Genomic DNA, 18127 nt, shown 5'->3' on the forward strand with positions numbered 1-18127 from the left:
GATTATCTCGCCCAAATTAAAGGGTTATTACTCAGGACAAATATAGCTCTTGGCTTTTACGTTATTCACTACAGTTGAATTTGAGGTCAAGTCTGCCATAATTGAAGCCACCTGGTAGGCCGTCTCACAAGTCTCTGCTGTGGCAGATGAGGTTGAGGTGGCCGTAATGGTAATGGTTGTGCCGTCAGGGCAGTCCACAGTAGCACTACTCGATTGAGTAGCTGTCATTGTACAACTTTCAGTGATTTTCGCTGAACCCGAAACAATAGTTTCAGAAGCATAGCTACACATCGAGAATGCTACAAGTGCGAGCAGCAAAATTGATTTTTTCATAATAATTATTATTAATACTTCCAGCAAGTTAGAGATATAAATCAGAATATCAACCCCTTTTAGGAATATTTTTAGCGTTCAAAAGTGAAAATCATCCGAAAATGAATCCATTTAAAATGATTCAGAATCCTGAATGAACATCGGTTTGAATGATAACTTTTAAGACACCTCAATGCTGTTCCCCTGAAAGTCCGAAAATAACTTGTGTAATAATATGTGACTGGTGCTAAACTATTTAATTGGAGAGCATTCGGCGCAATTTCCGTCGTGAAAACATTTGGCTCTAGTATGGTGATAATGTTGAATTATGCTTAAGAATCAGAATTAGGAGAGATTATTATATGCCTGATTAAAAACAGGAAAACTAATAAAAATGAATGCCTTTCCCAACCTTAGTATTTTAGTGCCTAAAGAGGTATTGCAGCTGAACAAAAAGAATTGGTAGCCAAGTTCGAGAAGAAACTTTTCTCTGATGTTGGAAAGCCAGCAAAAAAGGATGAAAGATACCCAAACAAATATTTTCAACTAGCGTCTGGATGTAGTCCTTGGTAAATTCTTATGCTTATTTTCCGATACAAAACTTGGTAAAAATATTTTCCAGTAAATCATCGGTCGTTACCGTTCCGGTTATTTCACCGAGGTAGTGTAAGGCCTGTTTAATATCCATTGCTAAAAAATCAGAAGTTACGGGGTTGTCAACATTTACAAGCACCCGTTGCAGCGCATTTTCCGTTTGTTTCAAAGCTTCCACATGGCGGATGTTCGTTACCAGCGTTTCACTGGTGTTGATGTTATGCAGGTTTACCTGCTCAAGCAACGTGGTTTTGAGTTCCTCTATGCCCTGCCCTGCTCTGGCGGCGATAAAGGCTACATTTATGTGCTCAAAAGCCTTGCGTTCTTCATCAGAAATTAAATCCGCTTTATTAATAAGCACCAGGTAAGGAATCTGCAATTTATTCAGTCCGTTTACCTGTTCTTCGATTTCTGAAATGCTCTGGGCAGCATCGGCCATGTAAATGATAAGCTTGGCCTGCTTCATTTTTTCGAGCGTACGCTCCACCCCCAGCGCTTCAATAATATCGGCAGTATCACGAATACCCGCAGTATCAATAAAACGAAAAACAATGCCGCCAATCGTAAGCTCATCCTCAATGGTATCCCTGGTAGTGCCGGCAATGTCAGAAACAATGGCCCGCTCCTCGTTCAACAAAGCATTTAACAGCGTCGATTTACCCACGTTGGGCTTACCCGCAATTACGATAGGCACACCATTTTTTATCACGTTACCCATCTCAAACGAGGATATCAGGCGGTTTAAAACGTGATTGATTCTCGTAACCAGATTTCTTAACTGTTCGCGGTTCGCAAACTCCACATCCTCTTCGGCAAAATCAAGTTCGAGTTCTATCATCGAAGCAAAATGAATTAACTGCTCGCGTAAAGCTTTTAGTTCGTTCGCGAAACCGCCACGCATCTGCTGCATGGCAACATCATGAGATGCCTTAGAGTTCGAGGCAATTAAATCGGCCACGGCCTCGGCCTGACTTAAATCAAAAGCACCATTTAAAAAGGCACGTAACGTAAATTCGCCAGGTTTAGCCGCCCGTGCGCCCTTGCTTATTAATAGGTTTATAATCCGTTGGATGATGTAATTTGAACCGTGGCATGAAATCTCCACTACGTTTTCTTTGGTGTAAGATTTTGGCGCAACAAATAACCCGGCTACCACCTCATCCACAATTTGCTCGCCGTCTTTTACTAAGCCAAAATGTAATGTGTGCGACGCCTGCTGCTCCAAATCCTTTCCTGCAAAAACCAAATTGGCGAGGCTGATGGCATCCGGACCCGAAAGGCGGATAACACCAATGGCCCCCGAACCTGAAGGCGTAGATAAGGCAATAATAGTATCCTGATTATTCATTGTCGTTTTTAAAAGGCACAAAAATAAAGTTAATCTGCGGGTATATCATTAATGCGAAGTAAATTTTTAACCCGGGCAATTGCAAACAAAGATATCTTCCAAACAAATCTTAACTTTAAAAAAAAGCGGGTAATCAGTTATGCATCCCTTAAACATTAATTTTGGCTGTTTTACCCCGCCAATTTATGCCGACACCAAACATTTACGACTAAAGCCTGTTTAAATTTCAAACCGGAAAACTATGACTAATAATTTACCACTTACTGTAAAGCGTTCGATAGAACTGCTTGGCCTTATTGCGCTGGTTACAGTTATCGTAATCGGACGCGATATTATAATGCCCATACTAATGGCCTTCTTCATTAGCATCGTATTATTACCTGTTTATCGTTTTCTTAAACGAAAAAAATTTCCGGAAAGCTTGTCCATCATACTTGCAATCATGCTGGTTGCACTATTTGTTGCAATGATTGTCTGGTTTTTTTCCAACCAGATTGGCATGTTGGTTAAAGATTTTCCTCAGATAAAAAGCAACGTAACCCAGCACATTAATTCGCTGAGCGATTGGGTTAGCCGCATTACACATTACGATGATAAGCAGCAAAAAGCCTTTATTCAGGCTAAAAGCGACGACTTGATGAATATGGGAACTTCCCTCGCCGGAGGTGCTGCCGTTACATTAAGTGGTATTTTCGTTTTTATTGGTTTACTGCCAATTTATATTTACCTGATGCTCTTTTACAAAGACATTCTGTTGCGCTTTATTTTTATGTGGTTTAAAACAGACGACCATCCAAAAGTAAAAGAAGCCATCTATGAGACTGAATCCATCATTAAAAGCTACCTGATAGGGTTGCTTATCCAGGTTACTTATATGACCATCTTGCTCGGCGGTATTTTAATGCTCATCGGCATTAAACATGCATTACTAATAGGTGTGGTTTTTGCCATCTTGAACCTTATCCCTTACGTGGGTGCCCTGATTGGAAACCTGATCGGCGTATTGCTAACACTTACTTCCTCGCAAGAATTATGGCCCGTTATTACCGTTTTGGGTGTCATTGCTTTCGTTCAGTTTCTGGATAACAACATTTTAATGCCGAGGATTGTAGGCTCAAAAGTTAAAATAAATGCACTGTTTGCCATTTTGGGGGTCTTCATCGGCGGGAGCATCGCCGGTGTGTCGGGCATGTTCCTGGCCCTGCCAATTGTTGCTGTTTTAAAAATTATTTTCGACCGTACAGAGTCATTTAAACAGTGGGGCGCCTTACTGGGAGATGAACGCCCGGCAAAAAGCCCGATGAGTTTTCCCGCCTTCAGAAGAAGGAAACCGGTCGCCGTAAAATCAGGAGTTGAAAAAGAATAACAACAAATAAATATGAAAAAAATCACTATCGTAGCCGGATTATGCATCGCTTTATTGAGCGCTTGCGGAAACAATGAAGACAAGACAGCAGCAAATGCCGACACCACACTTTTGCCGGAAAAAGGAGCCGTTAAAAAAACGGACCCAATTTTAGGAAAAATGACTTTAGAGGGCACCGCAAAACTCGGCGGACCGATAAACATCAGATTTTCAGTTTATAACAACACCGACAGCACCGTGAAATTTTGTAAATGGCATACGCCCTTCGAAAGGTTAATGAGCAAATACCTTGATGTAGCCATGGAAGACTTTACGGATGTTGCCTACAAAGGCCCAATGGCTAAAAGAATGATGCCGCCACCGGCAGACAGCTATACCTCGCTAAAAAAAGGCGACAGCACAAGTGTAAATTTTAACCTTGCTGATGGCTATGCAATAACTAAAGCAGGCGAATATACCGTAAAATATAATGCAACAAATATCAGCGGTATTGTAGTAAGCGATAGTCTGAAAATCAAGGTGATAAACTAAGTTTTTTATTCGCTTTTTTAAAACCATTGGCTTTTTACAATGTTTAAATAGTAATAAAATTGAAAAGATATGGGATTGTTAAAAACAGCTATTATAGGCGCAGCAATTTATGCTGGCGTGAAATACATCACTAAGAAAGACCCTTTAACCGGTAAATCCGTAGTTGATGATTTAAAGGATAAAGCTCCTGAGTGGATGGAGAAAGCAAAAGATTACAAAAATGAGTTCGAAACAAGAACTGCCTATGCAAAAGATGATTTAGGCATTTAAAAAATTCAGTTAAAGACAACACCGCTTGTGATTACAGGCGGTGTTTTTTTATGTCCATATTATCTTAAATACCTAAAATACGAAGGGTGTTTTGGTCTTGCTCCCCTTTAAAAAACTTTTCGAGTACGGCTTTGAAAACCACGTTGCTGTTTGGCACCGCAGCAAAAAGTGTCATCGATGATTTCAGCTTCATGTCATCCGGTCGGCCAAAAACCTCATTTGCCTGCACGGATTTGAGGTTAAGCAAAGCTTCACAAATTTCGATTAATCGTTTGCCCAAAACAGGGTGCTCAAGGTAGGCGCTGGCCTCATCTAAGTTTTCAATGCCATAAAACTTTGAAGTTTCTGAAAAACCTAAACCTTTTACCTGCGGAAATATGTACCACATCCAATGGCTCGTTTTTCGTCCCGATTTTATTTCCGAAAGCGCAACGTCGTAAGCACTTTGCTGGGCATCAATAAATCTGGTTAATGTTTTCATTAGAGAAGAAATTTGTTTCCAAAACACCTCAACTTTCAGGCCAGAGGAGACTCCAAAATTGTACTAAGCTTTTAGAGGTAATGCTTCAAAATATCGTAGGCGAATCTTAAAATTGTGCCCAGAACAACCAGGAGGAAGAATATCCTTATAAATTTATTGCCTTTTAACAATGCGAGTTTGGTTCCTAAAAATGCGCCTGCAACGTTAAAAATTGCCATGGGTATCGCATACTGAAACAATATATGGCCCGTCGAACTGAAGTAGGCAATTGCAGCCAGGTTGGTTGCAATATTTACAATCTTAGCGTGCGCACTTGCAGCTAAAAAATCAAAGCCAAGCACAGCAATAAAAACAAGAATCAAAAAGGAGCCTGTCCCCGGGCCAATTAACCCGTCGTAAAAACCAATAACCAAACCAAACAGGGCCGCCATAATTGCCTGCCTTTTAACCGAGTGGTTTTTCTCCTGATGGATGCCAAACTGTTTGTTAAAATAAGTATAAATGGCAACCAGGACAAGTACAGCCAAAATGACTGGTTTAAGTACCGAATTGTCTATCCGGCTAACCAAAAATGCGCCGCTAAATGCAGCACAAAATGCTGCGACTGCACAAACAGTTAATACCTTGAGGTTAAACTTAACATGCCTTGAGTATTTAAAAGCAGCAATCGTTGTGCCGGCAAGCGATGGAATTTTTGTGGTGCCAAGCAAAGTTGCCACCGGGTAGTGCGGCAAAATGAGTAGTGTAGCAGGCGTTTGCAATAAACCGCCTCCGCCAACAATCGCATCTATAAATCCTGCACAAAATGCAGCCAGGCAAAGTAAAATTAATTCGTTAACCATCTACAGTTTCGAAGTTTAACACTGAAGGATACAATATTGATATACCCATTCTAGAAATTACCTACATTCTTTCCGGCGAGGTGATGCCTAAAATTAACATGCCTGCATGGATGATGTCGGCCGTTTTCTTACTTAAATTTAAACGGAATTGCTTTGCATCGCCTTCTTCAGTTTTAACAATTGGGGGTACCTCGTGATAAAACTTATTGAAAAGCTTCGCCAGTTCATATAAGTAATTAGCTAAACTCGCCGGACTATGCGCCTTTGCCGCAATTTCAACTTCCGAAGGGTATTTAGCAAGCAGCATAATCATTTCAAGCTCCACTTCAGAAATTCCCGAATACTGCTCGCTACTTACCGCAAACTGATAACCAGCCTTGCCCAACAACGACTTTATACGTGCATGTGTGTACTGAATAAACGGACCGGTATTGCCCTGAAAGTCAATACTTTCGTTTGGATCGAACAGCAGACGTTTTTTCGGTTCAACTTTTAAAAGAAAATATTTTAATGCGCCTAAGCCTATATTTTTATATAGTTCTGCCTTTTCAGCTTCAGAGAAATCGTTTATTTTACCTAAATCTTCCGTTTTTTCCTGCGCAGTGGCAATCATATCGGCAATTAATTCGTCTGCATCAACCACGGTTCCTTCCCTGCTTTTCATCTTACCGTTAGGTAAATCAACCATTCCGTATGATAAATGGTAAAGCCCTTTTGCCCAGCTTTTACCGAGTTTTTCAAGTATCAAAAACAACACTTTAAAATGGTAGTCCTGTTCGTTTCCAACTACGTAAATGGATTCTTCCATACCGAAATCATCAAACTTCATCTTCGCAGTTCCCAAATCCTGGGTAATATAAACCGAAGTTCCATCCGCACGAAGAACAAGCTTCTGGTCTAAGCCATCAGCCGTTAAATCTATCCAGACAGAACCATCTTCTTTTTTAAAAAACACACCTTTCTCAAGGCCTTCATCAACAGTATCTTTTCCTAATAAATAGGTATTGCTTTCATAATAGAATTTATCAAAGTCTACACCCAAATTCTTGTAAGTAACAGCGAAGCCATCATAAACCCAGCCATTCATGGTTTTCCAAAGCGAAACGACAGCCTCATCACCCGCCTCCCACTGCTGCAACATAACTTGTGCTTCTTTAATTAATGGCGCATTTTTCTTCGCTTCCTCTTCGGTTTGTCCACCGGCTTTTAAAACCTCTATTTCTTTCTTGTATTCTTTATCAAAAATTACATAGTACTTGCCCACCAAATGGTCGCCTTTTAAACCTGAACTTTCCGGTGTTTCGCCATTTCCCCACTTTTGCCAGGCCAGCATCGATTTGCAGATGTGGATTCCCCTATCATTAACAAGGTTTACTTTTGTAACGTCGTAACCATAAGCCTTTAGCAGTTCGGCAACAGAATAACCCAATAAATTATTACGAACGTGACCTAAGTGAAGGGGTTTATTTGTGTTTGGTGATGAATACTCCACCATAACCTTCTTTCCGTTTGGCGCAAAAACACCAAACCCGGGCGATAGAATTTCTTGATTAAACTGATTTAGAAAATAACTTTCGGCAATACTTAAGTTTAGAAAACCCTTAACAACATTAAAGGCAGTAACTTTATCAACGTTTTCAACTAAATACTCGCCCAGGGACTGCGCAGTTTGTTCAGGCGATTTTTTGGATATTTTTGTTATCGGAAAAACAACAATGGTAACCTGCCCCTCAAATTCTTTACGGGTTTCCTGTATGTTAATTGCGCTCTCTGCTACTTCTTCGTTATATAGTTGTTTAATAGCATCAAGCGTTGCGGTAATAATAAAGTTCATGGTGCAAAAATAGGGATTAAAGCGCAAAGCTGAAAGACTAAAGAAGAAAGCCATTTGGAATACCAATACCCGGCATGAACTGCGCATTACACGAAACCTGATACTTGCTACTCCATGAAATTGTAATAGCTTTGTGTAACTAAATATTCATGAGCGAACAAAATCAAAATTTCAGAGTTAACGTAAAAACCGAAATCGGCAGACTGCGTAAGTTGTTAATCCATAGTCCCGACAGCGGTTTGGGAAAAGTTGTGCCATCAAAAGCACAAGATTGGCTTTTCGAAGATATTGTTCATTTAGATACCATTCGAAAAGGTGAGTATGATTATTACATTAAGCTTTTAATGTACTTTCTCGACCCCGAAAAAATAAAAGGTAAGCTGGCAAAAATAGATTCGGCAGAAGACGACCGCAGTTTCTATAAACCAAATCACCCTGATTTTCATAACTCGAAATCGGTAATTGAGATTCAAAATCTCCTGAGTGAAATGCTCGAAAATGAATCCATTAGGAAGAAATTAGTAGCCGCAGTTTGCGCCATAGAAGGTTGTACTTACAAAGTGCAAATAGAACTAACCAATACTGACCCGAAACAGCTTGCCGAGATTTTTATTTCAGGTACTTTGGCAAACGATACCATGATTTTTGCGCCAATACCAAATTTGATTTTCACCAGGGATGTAGGCACAACAATAAATGATCACATTCTCTTAAATAAACCCGCAAAGAAAGCCCGCGTTCGCGAAACGCTTTTAATGCGCTACATTTTCTTCAATCACCCGCTTTTTGAACCTTACCAGAACAGAATTCTTGAAATTCCGGATGTTACCATGCACTTCCTGCGCCCCGGTGATGAACCTGCCTTTAGTACCACTTTGGAAGGTGGCGATGTGATGATGGTTAGCCCAAATCATGTGCTGATTGGCTGCAGTGAGCGAACATCAGAACATGGTGCCAACGAGGCTATTAAATTATTGTTTGATAATGATGTGGTAGAAAAGGTAACGGTTGTTAAAATTCCGAGCAAACGCGATTACATGCACCTCGATACCGTGTTTACCCAAGTTAAGCGCAATACCTGGGTAATTTTAAACTCTATTGCCCATTCGCCAAAGTTTAACCCGCATGAGCCGATTAACTTCTTAAAGGAACCTGAAAGGCTCGAGGCAACAACAGCAATACAGTTTACAAAGGCAAATCCCGGCGAACCAAAACATTTCGAACATGTTGAAGCGCTATTAAACGATATTAGTAAAAACGATTTGCAAAGTGCCGAACCAACCCAAATTATTTACAGCGGAAACAATACTTTTCCATACGATTCCAGAGAGCAATGGACAGATTCATGCAATTTGTTAGCGATAAAAGAAGGTGTTGTTTTAGGTTACGACAGAAATGATAAAACGGTAGAAGCTTTCAAGGCAGCCGGCTTTAGCGTTGTTGACGTGAAGGATTTGATTCAGAATTTGGAAAGTGGAAGGGCAAACGCTGAAACCATTACAGATACATTAATTTTAATGCCATCGGCAGAACTTTCCAGAGCCCGCGGTGGTTTCCATTGTATGAGTTTACCAATCCTGAGAGACGATTTGTAGTTGGTCGCTGGTTTATTAAAATGTTCATTGGTCATTGGTTCATTAGGCATTAGGCGTGACGCTTTACTGTTCATTGGTCATTGGTTCATTAGGCATTAGGCGTGACGCCTAAAAATGTTCATTGGGCATTGGTTCATTGGTCATTAGGCGTGACGGCTAAAATTGAAAAACATGATCATAAAGCACTTAACGTTAAACCAATGAAATGAACGATGAACTTGACTAATGAACTAGTGAACAATCGAACCAATGAACGATTGAACAATTGAACCAATGAACGATTGAACTAGTGAACCAATGAACGATTGAACTATTGAACTATTGAACCAATAAACAATTGAACCAATAAAACAAAAATGAAACAACTCACCAACCATATATTAATGATCCGCCCTGTTGATTTCAAATTCAACGAGCAAACCGCTGGCAACAACATGTTTCAGGTTGCGTCGGAAGAAAAAAACGTACAGGCACAGGCTTTGCAGGAATTCGATGGTTTTGTCTCGCTGCTCAGAAAAAATGAGGTGGATGTTACCGTTGTTGATGATACGCTGCAACCCGCAAAACCCGACTCTATCTTCCCGAATAACTGGGTGTCTTTTCATGAAGATGGCTCAGTTTATTTATACCCCATGTTTTCTGAAAACCGCCGCTTAGAGCGCAGAAAAGAAATTATTGAGGGACTGAAAGATAAGTTTGAAATTAATCATATAAGCGATTTGAGCTTTTTCGAGATGCAACATGCTTTTCTTGAAGGCACAGGCAGCATGGTTTTAGACAGGAAAAACAAGATTGCATACGCTTGTTTGAGCGTTCGTACGGATATGGAAGTGCTAAACAACTTTTGTTTGCTTAGCGGTTACCAGGCGGTTTCCTTTCAGGCAGTAGACAGTACTAAATTCCCGATTTACCATACCAATGTGATGATGTGTATCGGCGAAAAGTTTGTAGTAATTTGCCTTGATTCTATTCCAAATGCTGAGGAAAAAGAAAGAGTTGCCATGAGCTTAATCGATGGCGGAAAAGAGATCGTAGAAATATCGCTTGAGCAGATGAATCGCTTTGCGGGCAATATGCTTGAGGTTTCAAATGCAAGAGGCGAGCATTTATTGGTGATGTCTGAGCAAGCTTATCTGGCACTCAGTGCGCAGCAAATTGAGCGGTTGCAAAAGTACAGCAGAATTATTTATGCCCCGATTTACACAATCGAAAAAAACGGCGGTGGCAGTGCAAGATGCATGTTGGCTGAAGTACATTTGCCTTTGAAATAATGATTTATCATTATATTAACCATAAATAATAGTAACTACAGGAGTATTTAAACCTGATGGCAGTGTGCACGATTCCCGGTTTTTTCAATCGGGAAGAGTAAAACGGACAGCAGGACCGACGCGGATTGTTACAGGGATGCTGCTTTCCAAATCCTTTTTTTAATTCTTAGTCCAATTTAGCAGTTTTCTGCAGGATAATAATTTCAAACCTTCCGTGAACAAGAAAACCCGTGGCATAAAACAGCTCAGTTTCGCCTAAAATAAAGTTATTTATAAAAATGCTTGTCCAAAAAAAACGGTCTGAATATTCACTCTAAAACGATTGCGTTTCCATACAGTAAAAATATCTTTAATAAAGATTAATTCTCGATTTAAAATTACATTTTTGCAAAAATTATTTAATGTAAATGCAGAGTTACTCAGAATTTCTCGATCTAAGCGTTGGCTTTCCGCAAGATGGCTTTGATGTTATAGATGATGAATTATATTTTCAGGATTTAAACCTGATGGAAATGATTGAAACTTACGGTACCCCCCTACGTTTCACGTACTTACCTTTGGTGAGTAAGAAAATTCAGCAAGCAAAAATTCTTTTTCAAACTGCCATCTTAAAGAACAACTATCGTGGTGATTATAAATATTGTTACTGCACGAAAAGTTCGCATTTTCGCCACATTGTAGAAGAGGCCTTAAAGAATAACATCCACCTGGAAACTTCTTCTGCTTTTGATATGCCGATGGTTGATGCTTTGGAAAAAAAGGGGCATTTAACTAAGGATACAACCATCATTTGCAACGGCTTTAAAACCTACCAGTACAAGCAATATATTATTGATATGTTGCATGATGGCTACACAAATATTATCCCGGTTTTAGATAATAAAGAGGAATTTAACCTTTTTGATGATGAAGTTGATATCGATACACCTTGTAATTTAGGTATCCGCATTGCAGCTGAAGAGCAACCCGATTCGCAATTTTACACGTCCCGTTTAGGTGTTCGAATGGAAGATATTATTGATTTTTACAACAATAAAATCGTTCACAATCCGAATTTCCGGGTTAAGTTGCTACATTTTTTCATCAATTCAGGAATTACTGATTCGCCATATTACTGGAATGAGCTGGAAAAATACGTAACCCTTTATTGCAAGTTCAAAAAAATCAACCCTGATTTAGATACATTGGATATTGGTGGTGGAATGCCATTTAAAGATTCTTTGGTTTTCGATTTCGATTACGAATACATGGTAAATGAAATTGTAAAACGGATAAAGGAGATTTGTGCAATACACGACGTGATGGAGCCCGATATTATTACCGAGTTTGGTAAATACACTGTTGCCGAAGCATCGGGAATTTTATATAAGGTTTTGGGTAGAAAGCAGCAAAACGACCGTGAGCGTTGGTTAATGTTAGACGGTTCTTTCATTACTAACCTGCCTGATGTTTGGGCGCTGAACCAAAAATACATTTTGTTGCCGATTAATAATTGGGATGCTGAATATGAACGGGTTAACCTGGGTGGTATAACTTGCGACGGACAGGATTATTACAATCAGGAAGCACACATGAACAGTGTATTTATGCCTAAAACGCGTAAGGTACAGTACCTCGGGTTTTTCCACACCGGTGCTTACCAGGAAGTATTAAGTGGTTATGGAGGCATTCATCATTGTTTATTACCAAGTCCGAAACATGTTTTAATCCGCAGAAACCGTGATGAAAGTTTCAACTTTGAGGTTTTTGGAGAAGAGCAGAATAGTAAGCAGGTTTTGAAAATTCTGGGTTATTAATAACACGGATCTTAAGCGTAGCACGCGAATGCTTTCAAAAGTTAAAAATTTAGAGCGCTGGAAACTAACCCAGCGCTTTTTTTTAATTTGATGCACAAGTGCGAAAACATCCACAATATGTAGATTGTAATGGGGCTTTTACCCAAATAACCTAAAAATTCTTATAACCAAAACACGACCTCAAGCTCTGTGTTATTCTGTGTTTCTGTGGCAGAAATTATGCAAACAGTTTTGATGTATAAACCGATCTTAGTTATCACTTGGATTAAAACCATTGTTTTGTATTAACAATTGTTTATATCTATAATATGGAAAGTCAGGACAGTAAATTATTAAAAAGAATTACTTTCATCCCCGGACTAATGGGTGGTAAGCCCACAATCAGAGGTAATAGATTCACGGTAATCGATATTCTCGAAATGTTATCGTCAGGAATGACAAACGAAGAAATTTTAGAGGAGCATCCCATCCTCGAAGGTGAAGACATAAGAGCCGCACTGGTTTTTAGCGCAAAACAACTCAGGGATGAATACATTTACGAATAATTGGGAATTTTGGTTGGATGAAAACATCTCTCCTATTATCGCAAAATGGCTTACAGACGAAATCAATGTTAATTGTATTTCTTTTCATTTCCTGAAATATACTAAAACACCCGATGTAGAGGTTTACGAACGTGCCAGAAGCAAAAAAAGGGTCATTATCATATCAAAAGATTCTGACTTTCGAGAGCTCGTGGCATGGAGAGGAACACCTCAAAACTAGTTTTTATAAAATTTGGTAATTGTTCAAACAAGAAAGTTTACGAACAATTGAAAAGCAAAATTTATGATGCTATGGAGCATCTAATCTATGGGGATTTGGATATATTTGAAATAAATAAAGACTAACATGCAATTCGGTAAAGTAGACGACCCTTCCATTATAGATTATACCCTCCCTGCTGATGCACCGGAAACAGCGGCAATTTTAGCTGCCAACAAGCCTAAGCAAAACTTCAAAGCTTATGTGGGTTGTGCGAAATGGAATAGGGCCGATTTGAAAGGTTTTTATCCGAAAGGAACAAAAGATGAGTTAACCTACTACTCTACGCAATTTAATTCTATAGAGCTTAACGCTACCTTCTACGGAATGCCCAGCAGCGAGCAGGTAATTGCATGGACACAAAAAACGCCGGCCGACTTTAAATTTTTTCCTAAATTAACAAACTCCGTTAGCCACTTTAAAAGACTGATAAATGTAAAGGAACCTGTTGAACACTTTTGCGATGCGATAAGTAACTTTGAAGATAAACTTGGCATGGCTTTTCTTCAATTGCATGATAATTTCAAACCAAAAGATTACGATAGGCTTGAAAAAGTCATCAGGGAGTTTCCAAAGGTGATTCCTTTAGGTGTTGAGGTAAGAAATGGTGAATGGTTTTCGAATAAAAATGTTGCCGATGAGTTTGCTAAACTGTTTGAGGATAACGGTATTGCAAATATTATTGTCGATACCTCCGGCCGCAGAGACATGCTACACATGCGCTTAACCACGCCAACCGCGTTCGTTCGGTTTGTTGGCGCCAACGTGAATGAAATTGATAAAAAACGCCTGGATGACTGGATCGAGAGAATTGTTGAATGGAAAAAGCAAGGACTGGAAAATCTATACTTTTTTGTCCATCAGAATGTGGAGTTATCCTCTCCCTTATTTTCAGCATACTTTACCGAAAAATTAAATAAAGCCCTGGGAACGGATTTAAAAATTCCGGAAATGGCAAACGGCACAGGCACAGCGCTCAGTTCGTTGTAGAGAGGAAGCTTTCGTTTTAAAATACCTTGAGAAATCAAATCCTTTTTAAAATCGTTTCGGTCGCTTTGGCTTCTTCACCTTCCGGAGAAACATTATAGGCTGAAAAGATTATCTGGTTTCCATCAACAATTTCCAGCTCCGTTCGCCATCCCCATAGTTTTTCGCCATATTCGGGACTACCATATGTGCCTAAAATCGAAAAGCCATTTTGAGTAGCATCACCGCTGGAAATCATAATCTGGGTTCCCATATGGAAGCTGTCAATCCAGCTGCTGGTGAACTTTTGGTAAGGGATATCGAAGCCAATGATCATTTTACCTTCAAGCGGTTTATCGTTTAAACTTCCCTGGTAATCGTAAGAAACAAATCTTTTCTCCAAAATTGAAGATATTACGGCTTCAACCGGAGATTCATCAGCTAGAATGTCTTTCTCAAACCAGGTTTTCGTAGTTCCTGCCCATTTTCCTATCAAATTAGATAGAACTTTATGTGGGCCTTCTTCCAGAGAGTTCTCAAACTTAAGCTTTGCCATAATCCAAATATAGAAAAATTGCTGTCTTTTCATCAACAGCTGCGAAGCAACGACGAAATGAAAATTAATGATTAACTTGTTTTATGCTAAAAACATTGGATCTTAATCAGGTGATGGTTATCGATATCGAAACTGTGCCACAATACGCTAATTACGATGAGGTACCACAAAATCTGCAAGATCTTTGGGAACAAAAAACGCACTACCAACGGAAGGCAGATCAAAGTGCGGATGACTTTTACGAAAAGGCAGGAATATTGGCCGAATTTGGAAAGATTGTATGCATAAGCATGGGCATATTTTACACCCAGAATAAAGTGCAGTGCTTACGAATTAAATCTATTTCCGGTGATGATGAGCGCCTAGTGCTTCAGGAGTTTGCCAACCTGCTGAACAAGCAACCGGCGGCCCTGCAGTTTTGTGCGCATAATGGCAAAGAGTTTGATTTTCCGTACCTATGCAGGCGCTTACTCGTTAATGAAATCGAAATTCCTGTCCAGCTTCAAATATCGGGTAAAAAGCCCTGGGAGGTTACACACATTGATACGATGGAGTTGTGGAAATTCGGCGATTACAAACACTACACCTCGCTAAACTTACTCGCCGCCATCTTTAACGTCCCTACGCCAAAAGACGATATAGACGGGAGCATGGTTCGGCAGGTTTATTATGAGGAGAAAAACCTGCCACGAATTGTTACTTATTGCCAAAAAGATGTAATTACAACTGCTCAAGTGCTTTTAAAATTCAAAGGCATGAAGATAATTTCCTCAGAAAACATTACAATTGTAACCTGATGTTAAATGTAGAAAACCTGAATATCGATTTTTTTAATCAGGAGGAGAAAACCTGGTTTAAAGCCGTAAAAAAAGTTAGTTTCAATGTAAAAAAGGGAACTATATTGGGCATCGTTGGCGAATCCGGCTCCGGGAAATCAGTTACTTCTTTCTCTATAATGCGATTACACGATGAAAGGGCAACTAAAATTACCGGAGATATAGATTTCGACAGCGTGAGCTTGCTTAACCTAAACGCCAATGAAATAAGGCAATACCGCGGAAATCAAATTTCGATGATTTTTCAGGAACCTATGACCTCGTTAAATCCGGTTTTTACCTGCGGCTACCAGGTTGCCGAAGCCATTATATTGCATCAAAGCGTTGGAAAAGAGGAAGCAAAACGCCAGACAATTGAGCTCTTTAAAGAAGTACAACTACCCAGACCAGAAAAAATATTTGAGAGTTATCCGCATCAAATTTCTGGTGGACAAAAGCAGCGGGTTATGATTGCAATGGCTTTAAGCTGTAACCCGAAGCTATTGATTGCTGATGAACCTACGACCGCACTAGACGTAACGGTTCAAAAAACCATTTTGCAACTGCTTTTAAAGCTTAAGGAAGAACGCCACATGGCGATGATATTTATCTCGCACGATTTGGGCGTAATACACGAAATCGCGGATGAAGTTGCCGTAATGTTTAAAGGCGAAATTGTAGAACAAGGAAATGCCAGGGCAATATTTCAAAATCCCCAACATCCATATACAAAAGGCTTGCTAGCTTGCCGGCCGTCGCCAGCATTACAATTAAAAAAATTGCCTGTCGTGGCCGACTTTTTAACTGGTGCTGTCGAAGATTCATTTGCGCACTTAAATGCTTCCAATCAGATAACAAAGGAAGAAACCGAGGCGAGACGGGTCGAACTTTATTCAAAAAAGCCGCTACTCGAAATCCGCAACTTATCAACCTGGTATCCAGTTAATAACGGTTTTTTTAGTAAAAGCAAAGAATTTGTTAAAGCCGTAGATCAAATTAATTTCGATGTCTTTCCTGGTGAAACGCTGGGCCTGGTCGGGGAATCTGGCTGTGGTAAAACTACTTTAGGCAGAAGCATTTTGCGCCTCATTCAACCAACTTCAGGAACGATTTCTTTTGATGGTAAAGACATTACACACGTTGGTAAAGCAGAAATGAGAAAGTTAAGGAAAGATATTCAGATTATCTTCCAGGACCCATACGCATCGCTAAATCCAAAATTAACCATTGGGCAATCAATCCTTGAACCGTTAACCGTACATAATATTTGTAAGAACGATGCGGAAAGAAAAGCTAACGTGCTAGAACTTTTAAAAAAAGTCGGTTTAAACGAATCGCATTTTAATCGCTATCCACACGAGTTTAGTGGCGGACAAAGGCAGCGTGTTGTTATTGCCAGGGCCCTGGCGCTAAAACCAAAATTCATCATTTGCGACGAATCTGTTTCCGCACTAGATGTCTCAGTACAAGCTCAGGTACTTAACCTGATAAAAGATTTGCAGCGTGAATTTGGCTTGACCTACATTTTTATTTCACACGATTTAGCAGTTGTTAAGCATATATCCGACCGAATTTTGGTGATGAATAAAGGAAAGATTGAGGAAGAAGGCTTTCCCGAAGAAATCTTTAATTCGCCAAAAGCTGCTTACACTAAAAAATTAATTGATGCGATTCCCGGCACTTAAAGGAGCAGAACTTACATATTGTCTTTTGATAACTTTGGCTTTAGCAATTCCCGCCATTACCAAAGCTCAGGTGCAGGAAATTCGGGTAGTCCAGTCTGGTTATGTTTTCGAAAATGCGCCCTTCGCTGCTTGTCATGCCTCAACGCTTATCGCATTAAATAACCAAAAAGTTATTTGTGCCTGGTTTGGCGGCAAATTTGAGGGTAGCAAGGATGTTTCAATCTGGTCGTCTACAAAAAATGATGGAAAATGGTCTGAACCGGTAGAAATTGCAAACGGTGTGCAAAATGACACTTTACGCTACGCTTGCTGGAACCCCGTATTATTCAAGGCACGAAATGGCCTGTTGTATTTGCATTATAAAGTTGGCCCAAATCCAAGAGCATGGTGGGCTGAATACAAGACTTCAAAAAATAACGGAAAAACATGGTCGGCAGCTAAAAAACTGCCAGACGGTTTTTTAGGACCAATAAAAAACAAACCAATTCAACTGGCAAATGGTAATATACTTTACCCATCAAGTACGGAAAGCGCCGATGAAAAAAAGTGGCAAATTCACATCGAAAAGTCGGATGAGTTTGGACGTAATTGGAAGAAAATTGAAATAGATTGCGATACTTTTGGCGTTATACAACCTTCTATACTTAGCTATCCACATGGGAAACTCCAGCTTTTATGCCGGAGCAGGCAGAATGTAATTGTAGAAAGCTGGTCTCGCGATAACGGCGAAACCTGGTCTAAATTAGCGAAAACTAATCTACCTAATCCCAATTCTGGCAGCGATGCAGTAACCTTAAAAAACGGTAAGCAATTATTGGTTTATAATCCGTTAGAAGCTGGAAAAAACTGGTGGGAAGGTCGCTCGGTTTTAAAATTGGCAATTTCTGATGATGGAAAACTTTGGCAGGATATTTACACTCTGGAAAATCATCGAGAAGGAGAATACAGTTACCCTGCAATAATTCAGGATGAAAACGGCAACGTTCATCTAAGTTATACCTCACTAAGAAAACGAATTAAATACGTCGAACTCAGGCTCAGATAGTCGCTGTTTCCATCAA

The 18127-nt window shown here is 39.7% G+C and carries 18 protein-coding genes; 12 read left to right on the forward strand and 6 right to left on the reverse strand.

Annotation, left to right across the window (positions count from 1 at the left end; translation table 11 throughout):
- Positions 1-27 precede the first annotated feature (27 nt).
- On the reverse strand, positions 28-228 hold the full coding sequence (locus AC0IWT_RS05955; protein WP_471796409.1) for a hypothetical protein: 201 nt from the start codon (positions 226-228) through the stop codon (positions 28-30).
- 667 nt (positions 229-895) lie between these two features.
- Complete coding sequence (gene mnmE, locus AC0IWT_RS05960) at positions 896-2254, reverse strand: tRNA uridine-5-carboxymethylaminomethyl(34) synthesis GTPase MnmE (RefSeq protein ID WP_471796410.1); 1359 nt, start codon at positions 2252-2254, stop codon at positions 896-898.
- 241 nt (positions 2255-2495) lie between these two features.
- Here mnmE and AC0IWT_RS05965 point away from each other — a divergent pair, with 241 nt between their 5' ends.
- The 3 genes from AC0IWT_RS05965 (at position 2496) to AC0IWT_RS05975 (ending at position 4421) form a co-directional block, all read left to right on the forward strand.
- Positions 2496-3620 carry an AI-2E family transporter gene (locus tag AC0IWT_RS05965; RefSeq protein ID WP_471796411.1) on the forward strand — a complete coding sequence of 375 codons (1125 nt, stop codon included), beginning with the start codon at positions 2496-2498 and terminating at the stop codon, positions 3618-3620.
- 12 nt (positions 3621-3632) lie between these two features.
- Positions 3633-4151 (forward strand): protease, encoded by a 519-nt coding sequence (locus tag AC0IWT_RS05970; protein ID WP_471796412.1) that lies wholly within the window; start codon positions 3633-3635, stop codon positions 4149-4151.
- Positions 4152-4220: 69 nt separating this feature from the next.
- Positions 4221-4421 carry a hypothetical protein gene (locus tag AC0IWT_RS05975; RefSeq protein ID WP_056872521.1) on the forward strand — a complete coding sequence of 67 codons (201 nt, stop codon included), beginning with the start codon at positions 4221-4223 and terminating at the stop codon, positions 4419-4421.
- A gap of 64 nt (positions 4422-4485) precedes the next feature.
- Here the strand turns inward: AC0IWT_RS05975 and AC0IWT_RS05980 are convergent, their stop codons facing one another.
- From AC0IWT_RS05980 to argS, 3 genes are all read right to left on the reverse strand, one after another.
- Positions 4486-4902: a DUF1810 domain-containing protein gene (locus AC0IWT_RS05980; RefSeq protein WP_471796413.1), complete on the reverse strand. Its 417-nt coding sequence runs from the start codon at positions 4900-4902 to the stop codon at positions 4486-4488.
- Positions 4903-4973: 71 nt separating this feature from the next.
- Positions 4974-5744 carry a sulfite exporter TauE/SafE family protein gene (locus AC0IWT_RS05985; protein WP_471796414.1) on the reverse strand — a complete coding sequence of 257 codons (771 nt, stop codon included), beginning with the start codon at positions 5742-5744 and terminating at the stop codon, positions 4974-4976.
- 61 nt (positions 5745-5805) lie between these two features.
- Positions 5806-7578, reverse strand: a complete 1773-nt coding sequence (argS, locus tag AC0IWT_RS05990; protein ID WP_471796415.1) for an arginine--tRNA ligase — start codon at positions 7576-7578, stop codon at positions 5806-5808.
- A 149-nt stretch (positions 7579-7727) separates the two neighbouring features.
- Here argS and AC0IWT_RS05995 point away from each other — a divergent pair, with 149 nt between their 5' ends.
- From AC0IWT_RS05995 to AC0IWT_RS06020, 6 genes are all read left to right on the forward strand, one after another.
- On the forward strand, positions 7728-9173 hold the full coding sequence (locus AC0IWT_RS05995; protein WP_471796416.1) for an arginine deiminase family protein: 1446 nt from the start codon (positions 7728-7730) through the stop codon (positions 9171-9173).
- A gap of 356 nt (positions 9174-9529) precedes the next feature.
- Complete coding sequence (gene ctlX, locus AC0IWT_RS06000; RefSeq protein WP_471796417.1) at positions 9530-10444, forward strand: citrulline utilization hydrolase CtlX; 915 nt, start codon at positions 9530-9532, stop codon at positions 10442-10444.
- 407 nt (positions 10445-10851) lie between these two features.
- The gene (locus AC0IWT_RS06005; protein ID WP_471796418.1) at positions 10852-12240 is read left to right on the forward strand and encodes an arginine decarboxylase; all 1389 of its coding nucleotides are present in this window, start codon (positions 10852-10854) and stop codon (positions 12238-12240) included.
- A gap of 308 nt (positions 12241-12548) precedes the next feature.
- On the forward strand, positions 12549-12785 hold the full coding sequence (locus AC0IWT_RS06010; RefSeq protein WP_471796419.1) for a DUF433 domain-containing protein: 237 nt from the start codon (positions 12549-12551) through the stop codon (positions 12783-12785).
- Entirely contained in the window at positions 12766-13005 is a 240-nt protein-coding gene (locus tag AC0IWT_RS06015; protein ID WP_471796420.1) for a DUF5615 family PIN-like protein, read from the forward strand. Before AC0IWT_RS06010 ends, AC0IWT_RS06015 begins: the two co-directional genes overlap by 20 nt.
- Positions 13006-13131: 126 nt before the next feature.
- Complete coding sequence (locus tag AC0IWT_RS06020; protein WP_471796421.1) at positions 13132-14034, forward strand: DUF72 domain-containing protein; 903 nt, start codon at positions 13132-13134, stop codon at positions 14032-14034.
- Between the two features lie 34 nt (positions 14035-14068).
- On the opposite strand, the gene AC0IWT_RS06025 is transcribed toward AC0IWT_RS06020, so the two are convergent.
- On the reverse strand, positions 14069-14566 hold the full coding sequence (locus AC0IWT_RS06025; RefSeq protein WP_471796422.1) for a DUF1579 domain-containing protein: 498 nt from the start codon (positions 14564-14566) through the stop codon (positions 14069-14071).
- 83 nt (positions 14567-14649) lie between these two features.
- On the opposite strand from AC0IWT_RS06025, the gene AC0IWT_RS06030 reads away from it, so the two are divergent.
- Genes AC0IWT_RS06030 through AC0IWT_RS06040 form a run of 3 tightly spaced genes read left to right on the forward strand, consistent with a single transcriptional unit; the run spans position 14650 to position 18111 of the window.
- Positions 14650-15363: a 3'-5' exonuclease gene (locus AC0IWT_RS06030; protein WP_471796423.1), complete on the forward strand. Its 714-nt coding sequence runs from the start codon at positions 14650-14652 to the stop codon at positions 15361-15363.
- Positions 15363-17066 carry an ABC transporter ATP-binding protein gene (locus AC0IWT_RS06035; protein ID WP_471796424.1) on the forward strand — a complete coding sequence of 568 codons (1704 nt, stop codon included), beginning with the start codon at positions 15363-15365 and terminating at the stop codon, positions 17064-17066. The genes AC0IWT_RS06030 and AC0IWT_RS06035 overlap by 1 nt, the downstream gene beginning before the upstream one ends.
- On the forward strand, positions 17047-18111 hold the full coding sequence (locus tag AC0IWT_RS06040; protein ID WP_471796425.1) for a sialidase family protein: 1065 nt from the start codon (positions 17047-17049) through the stop codon (positions 18109-18111). Before AC0IWT_RS06035 ends, AC0IWT_RS06040 begins: the two co-directional genes overlap by 20 nt.
- Positions 18112-18127 lie beyond the last annotated feature (16 nt).

Source organism: Pedobacter sp. AC464 (genome assembly GCF_979253075.1).